This window comes from Paraburkholderia sp. UYCP14C (assembly GCF_004197395.1).
GTDB lineage: Bacteria > Pseudomonadota > Gammaproteobacteria > Burkholderiales > Burkholderiaceae > Paraburkholderia.
Window position 1 is genome coordinate 133,084 of record NZ_SELS01000009.1, and the last position, 13,471, is coordinate 146,554.

The window sequence follows — 13,471 nt, forward strand, 5'->3', positions numbered from 1 at the left end:
TCCGTCTCAGGGCGAAATCAGCTTCTCTGAATGGTGCACGATGGCAACCCAGCTCGAGACGAAACTGTCGTTGCCCGCATTGACCGCGATGGTCGTCGGCTCGATGGTGGGTGCAGGGATTTTCTCGCTGCCGCGCAATTTCGCGCGCGCGACCGGACCGTTCGGCGCGGTCATTGCATGGTGCGTGGCGGGCATCGGCATGTATGCGCTGGCGCGCGTTTTTCAGGCGCTCGCACAGCGGCGGCCCGAGCTCGATGCCGGCGTGTTCGCATACGCGCGAGCGGGCTTCGGCGACTATGCGGGCTTTCTATCCGCATTCGGCTACTGGATGGCGGGCTGCTTCGGTAACGTGTCGTACTGGGTGCTGATCAAATCGACGCTCGGCGCTTTCGTCCCGGCCTTCGGCAACGGCAATACGGCGACCGCGATCATCGTGTCGTCGGTGGGCATCTGGCTGTTTCATCTGGTGATGCTGCGCGGCGTCCAGCAGGCCACGATGATCAACACGATCGTCACGGTCGCGAAGGTGATACCGATTGTGCTGTTCATCGTGATGCTGATCGCGCTGTTTCGCGCTGACATGTTCCACAAGAACTGGTGGGAAGGCAGCGATCAGATCGGCGCGGGACTCTTCTCGCAGGTTCGCGCGACGATGCTCGTCACCGTGTTCGTGTTCGTCGGTATCGAAGGTGCGAGCGTGTACTCGCGCTACGCGAAAAAACGCTCCGACGTCGGCACGGCGACGATCACCGGCTTCGTGGCCGTGCTGTGCCTGCTGGTGCTGGTGACGCTGCTGCCTTACGCGACCTTGCCGCGCGCCGACATCGCGCTGATGCGCCAGCCGTCGATGGCTGCGGTACTCGGCGCGCTGCTCGGCCCATTCGGCGTCGTGTTCATCAGCGCCGGTCTGATCATCTCGATCCTCGGCGCGTATCTCGCGTGGTCGCTGATCTGTGCCGAGGTGCTGTTCGCCGCCGCGCGTCTCGAGACGATGCCGCGCATCTTCGCGCGACAAAACGAGCGCAAGCTGCCGGTCGCGGCGGTATGGCTCACGAGTACGGTGGTGCAGTGTTTCGTGATCAGCACGTACTGGTCCACCGATGCGTTTGCGCTGATGCTCAATCTGACGAGCTCGATGGCGCTGATTCCTTATTTCCTCGTGGCCGCCTATGGCATCAAGGCCGCCCGTTACGACAGCGCACAGAATGGCAGCACTTTGAGCGGCGCGTTGCGAACCGAGTATTTCGTCGCGATGTTCGCGACGTTGTATACGGCATTTCTGTTGTTCGCGGGCGGCTTGAAGTTCCTGATGCTATCGGCGCTGCTTTATGCCCCCGGTACGGTGCTGTATGTGGTGGCCAAACGTGAGCGAGGCCTGCAGGTGTTTTCGAAACTCGAATGGGTCATCTTTGCCGTTGCGGCCTGCGGCGCGCTTGCCGCGCTGATCGGCCTCGCGACCGGCACGATGGTGATCTGAGCGGTCGATCATCGAAGCCGCGCGAGCGCGGCTGAACGGTGGGTGTCGTAGGTGCGAAGGGGTGCGCCGATTTGTGTGGGTTTGCATTGCGGCGGCTGGATCGGCACATGTTCGCGGGGGAGCGATCGCAGCATGGAGAAGCGCGTCAGACTTTCAGCGCCGGGCCTGATGGCGATGGTGATCGGCTCGATGGTCGGGGTGGGCGTGTTTTCGCTGCCGCAGGCGCTCGGCAAATATACCGGCGTCGTCGGATCGTTGATCAGCTGGACCATCACTGGCTCCGGCATGCTGATCCTCGCGCTGATCTTTCAACGGCTCGCATGGCGCAAGCCTGAGCTCGACGTCGGCGTCTATACGTATGCGCGCGTCGGCTTTGGGCGCTATACGGGTTTTCTGTCGGCGTTCGGCTACTGGTGCGCCAGCTGTCTGGGCAACGTGGCCTATCTCGTGCTGATCAAGTCCGCACTGGCGATCGCCGTGCCGTCGTTCGGCGCCGGCAATACGCTGAGCGCGATCGTCAGTTCCTCGCTGATGATCTGGGTGTTCCACTTCCTGATTCTGCGCGGCGTGAAGGGCTCGTCGATCGTGAATGCGTCGATGACGGTCGCCAAGTTACTCGCGCTCGGGCTGTTCGCGGTGCTCGTGCTGACGAGCTTCAAGTGGCAGCTGTTGGTCGCGAATCTGTGGACCAGTCCCGAGCCGTCGGCGGCCGACCTGTTCGGCGAGGTGCGCAAGACGATGTTGGGCACGGTCTTCGTGTTTCTCGGTGTCGAAGGCGCGAGCGTTTATTCACGGCATGCGCGCGAGCGGCGCGACGTCGGCGTCGCGACCGTGCTCGGCTTTCTGTGCGTGCTTGCGTTGATGGTCATGGTCACGTTGTTGTCGTATGGCGTGTTGCCGCTCGAGCAGTTGGGCATGCTGAAGAATCCGTCGATGGCCGGCGTGCTGAGCGCCGCGGTCGGCGCGTGGGGCGCGGTCGTGGTCAAGCTCGGCCTGTTGCTCTCGGTGTTCGGCTCCTATCTCGCCTGGACGCTGCTCGCCGCCGAAATTCTGCACGCGGCGGGCAAGAGCCAGACGATGCCCGCGTTTCTCGGGCGCGAAAACCGCAACCACGTACCGGTCGCCGCGCTATGGATGACGAGCCTCGTGATCCAGGCGTTTCTGATCGTGACGCTGTTTTCGAAAGAAGCGTTCACGCTGGCCAAGGAGTTCACGACATCGATGAACCTGATCCCATACCTGCTCGTCGCCGGCTATGGGTTGAAGCTCGCGGCGAGGGGCGAATCGTACGCGGGGCAGCCGTGGTCGCGACGCATCGATTTCATGCTTGCGCTGGTGGGCTGCGGCTACGCGATCTTTCTCGTGTATGCGGGCGGCTTGCATTATCTGTTGATGTCGACCGTGCTTTATATGGCGGCGACCGCGTGGTTTTTCTTCGCCGAGCGTCGCAAGGGGAGACGGCCTGTATTTTCGCTGCTGGAGCGCTGGCTGTTTATCGTGGTTCTGGTCGCCGCGCTGGTCGCGTTCGCGGATCTCGTGCGCAATCATTTTGCGGCTTAAGGCTGTCTTAAGGCGCGGCCACACATAGTCTGGCCTCTCGCCGTTTGCCTTGGCAGGTGGGGCAATGGCCGTCGCGAACACTTCCTTGTATCGACTGGCAACGGCGAACAGCTCGCCTCGCTCCATCCGTCCCGCGTTGTCACCACGTCCATGAACATTCACCGAGTTCTGGAGCGAGCCGGTTTGCGGCCTACGCTTCCACGCGTCCTCGTGCTCGAGTTTTTCCATCAGCACCCGCACGAGCATTTCAGCGCGGAGCAGGTCTACAAGCGTCTGAATGGCGATACGCGCAATATGAGTTTGGGTACGTTGTACCGCGTGCTGGGCCTGCTCGTCGACGGCGAGTTGCTGAGCAGCGTCGCGTTGGGCGAGGGCCGCATGGTGTATGAGCTGAACGACGGCAAGCGGCATGACCATATCGTCTGCACCGCGTGCGGCGGTATCCACGAGTTTTTCGACGAGCAGATCGAGGCGCGGCAGCGGGCCGTGGCCGATGAATTCGAATTCGACGTGGCGGGACGGCAACTCGTGCTGTTCGGCCTGTGCGCCGCATGCAAAAAAGGCCGCGTGCAGGTGAGGACTGTGTTCAGGAGATAGGGTGCCGCACGCACGCGTCGCGCTTCACATGATCGCGGCCTCGCGAATGCAGCGAATGAAATAGTCGGCCGGGCGCGTGTGAATCGCGCCTTCGCGCTGCATCAGATGCAGTCTCGCGGCGCGCGAGGTTTCGATGAAATCCAACTTTTTCATATGCCCCGTCGAGTTGACGAGTTCGAGCGTGTGCGAAGCCCAGACCAACACGGCGTCGATGCTGAGCGCGAGGCTGTACATCAGCGATTGCGACGTGCAGCGTGTAATTCTTTGCGGCATGGGCAGACCCTGACGGTTGAACAGATCGGCGATGAATTGCGGGAATTCGTCGGTGGTGTCGGAGTGCACCCATTCGGCGTCGCACAGCTCGGCCAGCGAGGTGGTCTTTGCGAGCGGCCCGTTCGCGCGTACCGCGAACGCCAACGGATAGGCCAGCAGTTCAGAACATTCGATCGATGAATCGGCGGACGATTCCGTCGCCGCCGCGAGCGCGAAATCGAGCGAGCCCTGGCGCAACTGATCCTGCAGTTTTGTCGCGTGAAACTCGAGAAATTCCACCGTGATGTGCGGCATATGCTGGCGAAAGCGCGCATATGCATCGGGCAGCAACGTGAGTGCCGCGAGCGGCGTCACTCCGATCGTCACGCGGCCCTCCTGCGCACCTCGTTCCATCGCCATCTGCTGCTCGGCGCGCCCAAGTTCGCCGACGATCAAACGCGCATGCCGCAACAGAGATTCCCCGGTGTGCGTGAGCGCGACGCCATTCACGCTGCGGCCGAATAACGACATGCCGATATCGGTTTCCAATTCCCGAATCGCTTTGGTGACTGCCGGCTGACTGACGAACAGCGCTCGCGAAGCGCCGACAATCGTGCCATGATCCGCGACTGCGACCAGTGCGCGCAATTGATGAAGCTTGATTGCCATTAACCTTATTGCCTTAGGGTAAATACTATAACTAACGGTTATTGGGATAAAACTTTATCATGTTTTTATTCACTGCCGCTCTCGTAGACTGGCTCTCAATCCGCGCCGAGCTTGATCAAGCGCGTGTCACACGGGTCTGTCAGAGGAGACGGCGTTGTCCCACAAAATCAATATCGATCCCGCGATTCGCGACAAGGCGGCCGAATTCGTCGAATTACGCCGACGTATTCATTCGCATCCGGAACTGGGCTTCGAAGAAGTCGAAACGAGCCGGCTCGTCGCCGAAAAACTTAAAGACTGGGGTTATGAGGTCACGGAAGGCATCGGCGGCACGGGCGTGGTTGGCCGTCTGAAGCTGGGCGACGGCACGCGCGCAATCGGCATTCGCGCCGACATGGACGCGCTGCCGATCATCGAGGACACCGGCCTGCCTTACGCGAGCAAGGTGCACGGCAAGATGCATGCATGCGGGCACGACGGACACACGGCGATCCTGCTGGCGGCCGCACATTACTTTGCGCGAACACGCCGCTTCAACGGCACGCTGAACCTGATTTTCCAGCCGGCCGAAGAAGGCCAGGGCGGCGCCGTGCGCATGATGGAGGAGGGCCTGTTCGAGCGCTTCCCGTGCGATGCGGTGTACGCGCTGCATAACGCGCCGGGCGTGCCGGTCGGCATGTTCATCGTGCAGCAGGGCGCAATGGCGGCATCGGCCGATCTGGTGACGCTCACGCTGACCGGCAAGGGCATGCACGCCGCGATGCCGCATCTGAGCCGCGATCCGGTGGTGGCGGCCGCGAGCATCGTGATGGCGCTGCAGACGATCGTCGCGCGCAACGTGCCGCCGGCCGATGCCGCGGTGCTGACCGTCGGCGCGATCCAGGCCGGCACCGCGCACAACGTCGTGCCGAACACGGCGACGATCCTGCTGACGGTTCGCACGCTCAGTACCGAAGTCCAGCAGCTGATCGAGACGCGTCTGCACGAGATCGTCGAGAGCCAGGCGGCGAGCTTCGGCGTGACTGCGCACATCGACTATCAGCGGGTCACGCGCGTGCTGATGAACACCGCTCAGGAGACCGAGCGCGCCCGCGAAGCGGTCGCCGCGGTGGTCGGCGCGCAGAACATTCTGCCGCTGCCGCCGGGCATGATGGGCGGCGAGGACTTCTCGTGGATGCTCGAGAAAGTGCCGGGCTGCTACGTCGCGCTCGGCAACGGCCACGAGGGGCACGGCAGCTGCATGATCCACAACCCCGGCTACGACTTCAACGATCAGGCGCTGCCGATCGGCGTCGCCTACTGGGCCACGCTCGTCGAGCACTACCTCACAGCCTGAACTTCACCAGAATCGCGTTTCGCCGACCCGGCGTGCGGCCGGGTCGGCGGCCAGACTACGTCCATATCGGGGATTCACATGCAATATAAAAAGGCCGTTTGCGCCGCGGCCGTGACGCTGATGTCTCACGCGGCCTGGGCCGACTCGTATCTACAGCAATGGCTGTCGGCATGGCCGTCGATGGAAAGCGCGGTCCAGCAGAACGGCATTCAGCTGTACGGTGCGGTCGACATGGGCCTGAACTTTCAGAGCGTCAGCGGCACCTCGAAGTGGCAAACCCAGAGCGGCGGCGTTCATACGTCGCAATTCGGGCTGTTCGGCCGCGAAGATCTCGGCGGCGGCCTGAAGGCGGAATTCAACCTTGAAAACGGCTTTATGGCGAACAACGGCTCGTTCGGCACCAGCAACACGTTGTTCGATCGCGCCGCCTGGGTCGGCCTGAACTCGGCGACATGGGGTGTCGTGCGCCTCGGCTTGCAGCCGACCGCGAACCTGCCGCAAGTCATCGACCCGTTCGGCGAAGTGATGACGAACTCGGTCGTCACGTGGCTCGCCGGCGGTGCGGTGCAGACGCCGAAGGGCGTCGGCTACAACGCGGACCTCGGGCCGGGCTCGAGCCAGGTGCTGGTGCGCGCGAGCAACGCGGCGACGTGGACCACGCCGCGCGTGATGGGCTTCGGCGCGACCTTCCTGTATGCGTTCAACAATCAGGCCGGCGTGTCGCCGAATGCTTCGAATCAGGGCGTGGTCGCATCGTGGACGAACGGCACGTGGTATCTGTCGGGCGCGTATAACCGCGTGTGGAGCTCGCCGGTCCAGACCTCGGCCGGCACGCAAACCGTGCGCAACGATATCTACGGTGTGTCCGCGATCTACGATGTCGGCAGCTACGTGCTGTCGGCCGCGTTCGCGCAGGTGGCGCCGAAGCTCGAAGGCAACGGCATCGCGCGCTCGTACATGGTTGGCGCGACGGTGCCGTGGGGACGTCACGCGGTGCGCGCGTCGGTGGTCTATCGCGATACGTCGGGCGTGCGCGACAGCGCCGGCGATCCGGCGAAGGACTCGGCGCTCGGTGTGATGCTCGGCTACGACTACTCGCTGTCGAAGCGCACGTCGCTGTATGCGCGCGCGGGCTTTATCCGCAACTACGGGATTTCGAGCGTGATTCTGAACAGCAACCCGCTGCCGCTGCAGACCGGTACCGCGTCGCCTGAACTAGGCACGACGCCGATGACCGCGTCGCTCGGCATCTATCACCTGTTCTGAGTCGAGACACGGCGGGTCGGCGAGCGCGAGACGCCGCCGCCCGCCGCGTCGCTCGCGCTTTCCTTCGTCTCTGAAGAATCACACGCATGAAGACCACCAGCCCAGTTGTTGCGCCACCGCGCGACGTCGTCGTGTCGAAGGCCGCGTCGAACATTGCATCGAGCGACGTGTCGCATGCGGCCACGCATCGCCGCGTCATTCTCGCGACCTCGCTCGGCAACGCGCTCGAATTTTTCGACTTCACCGTCTACAGCTTTTTCGCTGCGCTGATCGGCAAGCTGTTCTTTCCGGTAGGCGGCTTGCACGGGCCGCTGCTGTTGTCGTTCGCGACGTTCGGCGCGGGGTTCGTCGTCAGGCCGATCGGCGGCGTCGTGATCGGCGCGTATGCGGACCGGCGCGGTCGCAAGGCTGCGATGACGCTGACCATTCTGATGATGGCGCTCGGCACGGCGACGATCGGTCTTGCGCCGACTTATGCGCAGATTGGCGCGGCGGCGCCGTTGCTGATCGTCGCTGGCCGCCTGATTCAGGGATTCTCGGCGGGCGGCGAAGTGGGTGCGTCGACGACGTTCCTGATGGAATCGGCCGCGCCGGGTACCCGCGGCTATCTGGTGAGTTGGCAGCTCGCGAGCCAGGGTGCGTCGGCGCTCGCCGGCGCGTTGTGCGGAATGTTGTTGACCCACGCGTTGACACCCTCCGCGCTCGCAAGCTGGGGCTGGCGTGTGCCGTTTCTGCTCGGCCTGCTGATCGGTCCGGTCGGGCTGTACATACGCAGTCATCTGCACGAGACGCTGCACGCGGCGAGTGGCTCGAACCAGAACGCGACCGAGGTTGCGCCAGCGCGCTATGACGTGCGCCGCATCGTGCTCGGCACGCTGCTGATGATCGGCGGTACGTCGTCGATGTACATCCTCGTGTTTTATCTGCCCGGCTGGTTGACGCGCTTCGCGCATGTGTCGGGTGCGGCGGCGTTTTTGCCGAGCGGTGTCGCTGGACTGATTCTGACCGTCGCGTCGCCCTTCTGCGGCAAGCTGACCGATCGGCTGAAGTCGCGCAAGCCGTTGCTGTTCGCGACCGGCATCGCGAGCCTGCTAGCGCTTTATCCGGCGTTCGCGCTGATGCTGCACGTGCCGGTGCTCATGGCGATTCTCGCGGCCGTCGCGCTGCTGATCGGCTTGTGGGTGCTCGGCAATCCGGCCGGCTTTCTGCTGCTGCTCGAAGGATTTCCGCGCGAAATGCGCGGACGATCGCTCGGAATGATCTATAGCGTCGGCGTCACGCTGTTCGGCGGCTTCGCGCCGTTCGTGGTGACGTGGCTGATCGGGGCGACGGGCAGCGCCTACGCGCCGGTCTGGTACATGAGCGCGTGCAGTCTCGTCAGTCTCGCCGCGCTGACCGTATTCGACGAGCGCATTGCCGAATAACCGCCGGAGTCATCGTCGATGTGATCCGGCCATAGACAACAGGAGAACGAAATGAACGCACACAAATGGGTGAAACTGGTGGGCGCGAGCGCGGTCGTGTTCGCTTGTCTGAATACGTACGCACAGCCGCAAGCAGTCGGCCCCGCTTCGGCAGCACAAGGTACGGCGAGTTCGGCGCCAACCGCGGGCGAGATCAAGGCGGCCAACAAACAACTCGTGCGGGACATACGCCGCGCATTCAGAAACGCGCGCAGCCAGGGGCTGCGGGCCAGCAACATTACCGTGCGCGCGAATGACGGCGTCGTGACGTTGACGGGCAGCGTGCCGGCCCCGGAGCAGGTCGACCTTGCGACCAACATTGCGAAAGGCGTGCCCGGTGTGCAGTCGGTGACGAGCCGCGTCGCGGTGCGCAAGGAATTCAGCGCACGGGGCAGCAACTAGCGGCGGCTTGCCCGGCCTCACGGCCTGCGGCTGCGGCCGGCCTCGCGGCCGGCAGTCCAGCAATTCTCGCAAGGCGCGGCCGCAGCCGCGCGATCGACAACGGTTTCGTCAAGACGACGCCAGCCGCCGATCTGTTCAGATTTGCTTACGAATGTGAACTGAGCGAGTTCAGCCCATCACCGGAAGTGCCGACGCGACGGCGGTCCGTGAACATGTGGCCAAGCAAGCCGGCCTTCAACGATGCATCGCAGACGCTTCTGTTGGCATTACTTTTGCACCGCAAGAAGCGCGGATCTTTGACATCGTTTTCACTCGCGCATCTTCAATGCCACACGGCATGATCGCCGCATCTGCTGAAATCTCCAATCGAACGGAATCCTTAAAAATTGCTCGCGTTACTCGATCGGGATAAGCTATAAAGGCAAAAAGGTCCGCATCATGAATTTGCCCCGCGCGAAGTGAGGAGGACAAATGAAACACGTGTCGAACAGAAGGTTCGTGGTTTCAAACGAGCCACTGAACCTGATGCATGTCTTTCATACGACCCGTATGAATGCGCGCGCAATCGACATGCCGTCATGGTAGATTTTCAGCGCTGCCGCGCTGATCGTATGCGCTATCCATAGCGGGCAACCATAGGTCGAAATCCGTTAAGCCTTTCAATTGCAACCGGAATGACTGGAGAACAACAATGCTTTTCTTTAATGATGGTTTCACATTCCCGAATTTTCTGGCCGACGTTTTCTCCATCTTCATCTTTATCCTGTGGTTCTGGCTGTTGATCACGGTGTCGGGCGACCTGTTCCGCCGCCATGACGTTTCCGGATGGGGCAAGGTTCTGTGGGTGATCTTCCTCATCGTCCTGCCGTATATCGGCATCTTCGCGTATCTGCTCACCCAGCATCGTGGCATGGCGGAACGCAATCAGGAGCGTGCCAAGCAGGCGCGGGAAGATCTGCGCAGTGTGGTGGGCTTCAGTGTCGCCGACGAACTCGAAAAGCTCGACAAACTGAAAGCGTCGGGTTCCATTTCCGCGGACGAGCACGCGCGGCTTCGCGCGAAGCTCGTGCAGTAAGCGTCGTCTATCTGACTGCAGCCAAGGGCGAGCGGGCGCGCAGCCTGTTTCGCCCTGGCTCCCGCGCGCTCAGGGATTCCCAGTTCGACGCGCCATGATCGCAATGCGCGAGCTTGTCGGCTGCGGCAGGTGACGCCAGGTTTTCGGGCGCATCGCATGCCCGTGACCTGATCGCGTGGATCGAACGTAACGGGAGAAAGCTATGATTAACCGCCTCGCCCACGTTCCGGACGCTGCCGCGCGAACCGCACGCGCGTCGCTGACTTTGCGCCGCGCCACGCTCACGTGCGTGACGGCGTTGATGCTCACGGCATGCGTGCAACCGTGGCAGCAATTCCAGGCCGGCCAGGATCAGTCGGCGATCATCGCTCGCATGGGCCAGCCCCGCGAAGTCTACGACCTGCCCGGAGGCGGCCGCCGACTGATGTGGCCGACCCAGCCGATGGGCTCGACCACCGTCGCGGCCGACATCGACGCTTCCGGCAAGATCGTGAACGTGCGTCAGGTTTTGCAGTTGAGCGAATTCAATCGCGCGGAGATCGGCAAATGGACGCGCAACGATGTGCTGATCAATTTCGGCCGGCCCGTGCAAACGCAGTTTTTCCGGCTCTCGCAACGCGAAGTCTGGTCATACCGTTACACCGAAAACAACATCAACCCCATGCTGTTCAATTTTGCGTTCGACACCAACGGCGTGTTGCGCGAGACGCAGCGCACGCCTGATCCACTGCGAGATCGCGATTTGCGGCGATTCTGAACTGCCGCCTACAGCAACGACTCAATTGGCATAATCGACAGCATCCACACGCCGAGGCGTGCGTACCACGTCGTATTCGGTTCGGTGTTGTAACGGGTTTCGACGTCGCCGTTGGTTTCGATCCAGTACAGCTTGCCGTTTTCGTCGAGATGCACTGAATACGCGACTTTCGGCAGCAGCGCGAGAAACTTGCGATCGACCCGCGTCGCGAGCTCGGGGCTGTCGATCACGAGGCCCAGCTCGGTATTCAGATGCGCGGAACGCGGATCGAAGTTGAACGAACCGACGAAGACCCGCTCGGAATCCACGATGAAAGTCTTCGCATGCAAGCTCGACCCGGAGCTGCCGAACGGCCCCGGGGACTGTTCTTTCTTGTAGGTGACGCCCGCCACGCGCCTTAATTCATACAGATGCACGCCGTTTTGCAGCAATTCGACGCGCCGCCTCATATAGCCCGAGTGCACGGCGGCGACATCGGTCGCTTCGAGCGCGTTCGTCAGCACGCGCACATCGACGCCTTGGGCGGCGAGCCCGCTCAGATACTGCGTGCCCGTGCCCGCCGGCACGAAGTACGGCGATACGAGATCGAGCGACTTGGTCGGCTGGCCCATCACTTCGCGTAGCTGGTGGGAAATCAGCGCTTCCGGCGGGGCGTCGTTCAGACCTTTCGCGGGGTCGTCGCTGATCATCTTCGTTTTGGCCCAGTCGAGCGGCAGCTTGTCGTCGAGCAGGCTCTGCACGACGCGCGGACCGCGCAGCGCTTCCTTATACTCCGCGGCGGCAGGATCCTGCTCGATCGACTGCGCATCACGCTCCAGCGCGGCCAGCTCATCGACGCTCTCATGCGGCAGGATCTTCTCGACCGGATACGCCGACGCGCTTGCCCAATAGCGGTCGAAGTCGCGCGACACGTCGGCCGCGGCCGGTCCGATCGCGAGGACGTCGAGGTCGGCGAAGACGACGCCGTCGGTGGCATCGAAGTACTCGTCGCCGATGTTGCGGCCGCCGAGGATCGTCGCGGTGGCGTCGGCGGTCAGGGACTTGTTGTGCATGCGCCGGTTGGCGCGCGGAAAGTCGGTCACGAAGCCGAGGAACTTCGGGCTGCGCACGACGAACGGGTTGAACAGCCGCACCTCGATGTTCGGATGCGAGTTGAGCGCAGAGAGTGTCGGGTCGAGCGCGGTGGCGATACCGAGATCGTCGAGCAGCAGGCGCACCCGCACGCCCCGGTCCGCCGCTTCATGGATCTGTTCGAGCAGCAGCGTGCCGGTCAGGTCGCCGCGCCAGATGTAGTACTGGATGTCGAGCGTGCGTTGCGCGGAACGGATCAGGTCCATGCGCGCGGCAAACGCGGCATGCGCATCCGCCAACGGATAGATGCCCGCCAGCCCCGGGTGCGCGGCGAGCTCGGGCGCGACTGCGCGACCGAGATCCGTGGTGGCCGCCACCGCGGGCGACAACGCTTGCGACTCCGTGCGATCCTCGAGCGACGGCAACCCCGCGCAGCCGGCAAGCAGGCCAGCGCACAGCAGCGCGCAGAGCGCGCCCCTCCATCGACGATGCGGCAACAGCGGGTGGTGTGTCTGCGCTTGCATGGAGTCCAGGTCTTCCTTTGGGGCGCGGGCATTCTTGCACGCAGCTTGCATTGGTTGAGAAGAATACTATGAGCGCATGCTTATCGGTGCGCCGCCCGACGCTCTTGTTGCACAAAGCGCTTTGTCCGATGATACGGGCAGGCTGCGTGAATTCGAACCGGGCCAGGCCGGCCGCGCATCGGTGCGTTCGAGCGTTTCGCCCACTCTGGAGTCGAGCAACGTGAAGATCTCCCGCCTGCTGCTTGCTAGCGTGCTGCTTTTCGTGGTGGGCAGCGCGCTGCAAATGATATGGCCGCTCGCGCAGCCCGCTTCCTATCACCACTTCGCCGATCAACGCTCGCTGGGGCCGCTGCACAATGCAGCGGACGTGCTGTCGAACCTCGTCATTCTGATCGCGGGCTTGCTCAGTCTGCGTTGGGTCGGGCGGCATGCGTCGAACCAGCCGGCGCAATTCCCCGGCATGGTCGTGGCGGCGTTCGGCCTGCTCTTCACCGCGTTCGGCTCGGCTTACTATCACATGACGCCGAACGATGCGACGCTAGTCTGGGATCGCCTGCCGATGACGATCGTGTTCGCCGGCATTCTCGCGATGTTATGGACGGCGTGGAGCGGACAGCGCGTCGGCTGGGCGCAGATGCTGATCATCGTGGTCGTGTCGCCCGCCACCGTCGGCTACTGGCTCGTGTTCAACAGCCTGTGGCCGTATGCGATTCTGCAGTTCGGCGGGCTCATGCTGATCGTCGGCATGACGCTCACGCGCAAGGTGGACGGCGTGATCGCATGGACGCTCGTGATCGTCTTCTACGGGGTGGCGAAGATTTTCGAAAGCCTCGATTGGCAGATCTGGGAGCTCACGCATCACGTGATCGCCGGCCATGCGTTGAAGCATGTGTCGAGCGGTCTCGCCGGCGCGTCGATGATTCTGGTCGCGAACGCGACGCCGCGCTCCGCCGTGGGCATCGTGCCGCGGCGGCCGGGCGGGATCGGGCATTCGGGTACGTCGCGCTGAAGCCACGCCACGG

At 63.0% G+C, this 13,471-nt stretch carries 13 protein-coding genes; 10 read left to right on the forward strand and 3 right to left on the reverse strand.

The window, feature by feature from the left end:
* Positions 1 to 40: 40 nt before the first annotated feature.
* The 3 genes from EVC45_RS11085 to EVC45_RS11095 all read left to right on the forward strand — a co-directional run bounded on the left by EVC45_RS11085 (position 41) and on the right by EVC45_RS11095 (position 3,634).
* Entirely contained in the window at positions 41 to 1,477 is a 1,437-nt protein-coding gene (locus tag EVC45_RS11085) for a basic amino acid/polyamine antiporter (protein ID WP_129958035.1), read from the forward strand.
* 132 nt (positions 1,478 to 1,609) lie between these two features.
* Complete coding sequence (locus tag EVC45_RS11090) at positions 1,610 to 3,037, forward strand: basic amino acid/polyamine antiporter (RefSeq protein WP_129958036.1); 1,428 nt, start codon at positions 1,610 to 1,612, stop codon at positions 3,035 to 3,037.
* Positions 3,038 to 3,220: 183 nt separating this feature from the next.
* Positions 3,221 to 3,634, forward strand: a complete 414-nt coding sequence (locus tag EVC45_RS11095) for a Fur family transcriptional regulator (protein WP_168991443.1) — start codon at positions 3,221 to 3,223, stop codon at positions 3,632 to 3,634.
* A 24-nt stretch (positions 3,635 to 3,658) separates the two neighbouring features.
* Here EVC45_RS11095 and EVC45_RS11100 read toward each other — a convergent pair whose 3' ends face one another.
* Positions 3,659 to 4,555, reverse strand: coding sequence for a LysR substrate-binding domain-containing protein (locus EVC45_RS11100; protein WP_129958038.1), 897 nt, complete (start codon positions 4,553 to 4,555; stop codon positions 3,659 to 3,661).
* A gap of 154 nt (positions 4,556 to 4,709) precedes the next feature.
* On the opposite strand from EVC45_RS11100, the gene EVC45_RS11105 reads away from it, so the two are divergent.
* From EVC45_RS11105 to EVC45_RS11120, 4 genes are all read left to right on the forward strand, one after another.
* Entirely contained in the window at positions 4,710 to 5,891 is a 1,182-nt protein-coding gene (locus EVC45_RS11105) for a M20 aminoacylase family protein (RefSeq protein ID WP_129958039.1), read from the forward strand.
* Positions 5,892 to 5,969: 78 nt separating this feature from the next.
* Complete coding sequence (locus tag EVC45_RS11110) at positions 5,970 to 7,157, forward strand: porin (RefSeq protein ID WP_129958040.1); 1,188 nt, start codon at positions 5,970 to 5,972, stop codon at positions 7,155 to 7,157.
* An 86-nt stretch (positions 7,158 to 7,243) separates the two neighbouring features.
* Positions 7,244 to 8,581, forward strand: coding sequence for an MFS transporter (locus tag EVC45_RS11115; RefSeq protein ID WP_129958041.1), 1,338 nt, complete (start codon positions 7,244 to 7,246; stop codon positions 8,579 to 8,581).
* A 51-nt stretch (positions 8,582 to 8,632) separates the two neighbouring features.
* Positions 8,633 to 9,022, forward strand: coding sequence for a BON domain-containing protein (locus EVC45_RS11120; protein WP_129958042.1), 390 nt, complete (start codon positions 8,633 to 8,635; stop codon positions 9,020 to 9,022).
* Positions 9,023 to 9,256: 234 nt separating this feature from the next.
* Here the strand turns inward: EVC45_RS11120 and EVC45_RS11125 are convergent, their stop codons facing one another.
* A complete protein-coding gene (locus EVC45_RS11125) occupies positions 9,257 to 9,493 on the reverse strand; it encodes a hypothetical protein (RefSeq protein WP_129958043.1) in 237 nt (78 codons plus the stop codon).
* Between the two features lie 220 nt (positions 9,494 to 9,713).
* Between EVC45_RS11125 and EVC45_RS11130 the strand changes: the two genes are divergently transcribed.
* Together EVC45_RS11130 and EVC45_RS11135 are read left to right on the forward strand one after the other, a co-directional pair.
* A complete protein-coding gene (locus tag EVC45_RS11130) occupies positions 9,714 to 10,097 on the forward strand; it encodes an SHOCT domain-containing protein (RefSeq protein WP_129958044.1) in 384 nt (127 codons plus the stop codon).
* A gap of 202 nt (positions 10,098 to 10,299) precedes the next feature.
* Positions 10,300 to 10,854 (forward strand): hypothetical protein, encoded by a 555-nt coding sequence (locus EVC45_RS11135; protein ID WP_129958045.1) that lies wholly within the window; start codon positions 10,300 to 10,302, stop codon positions 10,852 to 10,854.
* An 8-nt stretch (positions 10,855 to 10,862) separates the two neighbouring features.
* Here the strand turns inward: EVC45_RS11135 and EVC45_RS11140 are convergent, their stop codons facing one another.
* Positions 10,863 to 12,449 (reverse strand): phospholipase D family protein, encoded by a 1,587-nt coding sequence (locus tag EVC45_RS11140; protein ID WP_129958046.1) that lies wholly within the window; start codon positions 12,447 to 12,449, stop codon positions 10,863 to 10,865.
* Positions 12,450 to 12,669: 220 nt separating this feature from the next.
* On the opposite strand from EVC45_RS11140, the gene EVC45_RS11145 reads away from it, so the two are divergent.
* On the forward strand, positions 12,670 to 13,458 hold the full coding sequence (locus EVC45_RS11145; protein ID WP_129958047.1) for a hypothetical protein: 789 nt from the start codon (positions 12,670 to 12,672) through the stop codon (positions 13,456 to 13,458).
* Positions 13,459 to 13,471: the final 13 nt, after the last annotated feature.

Bases quoted from the DNA above. Each gene is read 5' to 3' on its own strand.
- EVC45_RS11085 (WP_129958035.1), top strand. From the start codon at position 41: ATGGCAACCCAGCTCGAGACGAAACTGTCGTTGCCCGCATTGACCGCG.
- EVC45_RS11090 (WP_129958036.1), top strand. From the start codon at position 1,610: ATGGAGAAGCGCGTCAGACTTTCAGCGCCGGGCCTGATGGCGATGGTG.
- EVC45_RS11100 (WP_129958038.1), bottom strand. From the start codon at position 4,555: ATGGCAATCAAGCTTCATCAATTGCGCGCACTGGTCGCAGTCGCGGAT.
- EVC45_RS11110 (WP_129958040.1), top strand. From the start codon at position 5,970: ATGCAATATAAAAAGGCCGTTTGCGCCGCGGCCGTGACGCTGATGTCT.
- EVC45_RS11115 (WP_129958041.1), top strand. From the start codon at position 7,244: ATGAAGACCACCAGCCCAGTTGTTGCGCCACCGCGCGACGTCGTCGTG.
- EVC45_RS11120 (WP_129958042.1), top strand. From the start codon at position 8,633: ATGAACGCACACAAATGGGTGAAACTGGTGGGCGCGAGCGCGGTCGTG.
- EVC45_RS11130 (WP_129958044.1), top strand. From the start codon at position 9,714: ATGCTTTTCTTTAATGATGGTTTCACATTCCCGAATTTTCTGGCCGAC.
- EVC45_RS11135 (WP_129958045.1), top strand. From the start codon at position 10,300: ATGATTAACCGCCTCGCCCACGTTCCGGACGCTGCCGCGCGAACCGCA.
- EVC45_RS11140 (WP_129958046.1), bottom strand. From the start codon at position 12,449: ATGCAAGCGCAGACACACCACCCGCTGTTGCCGCATCGTCGATGGAGG.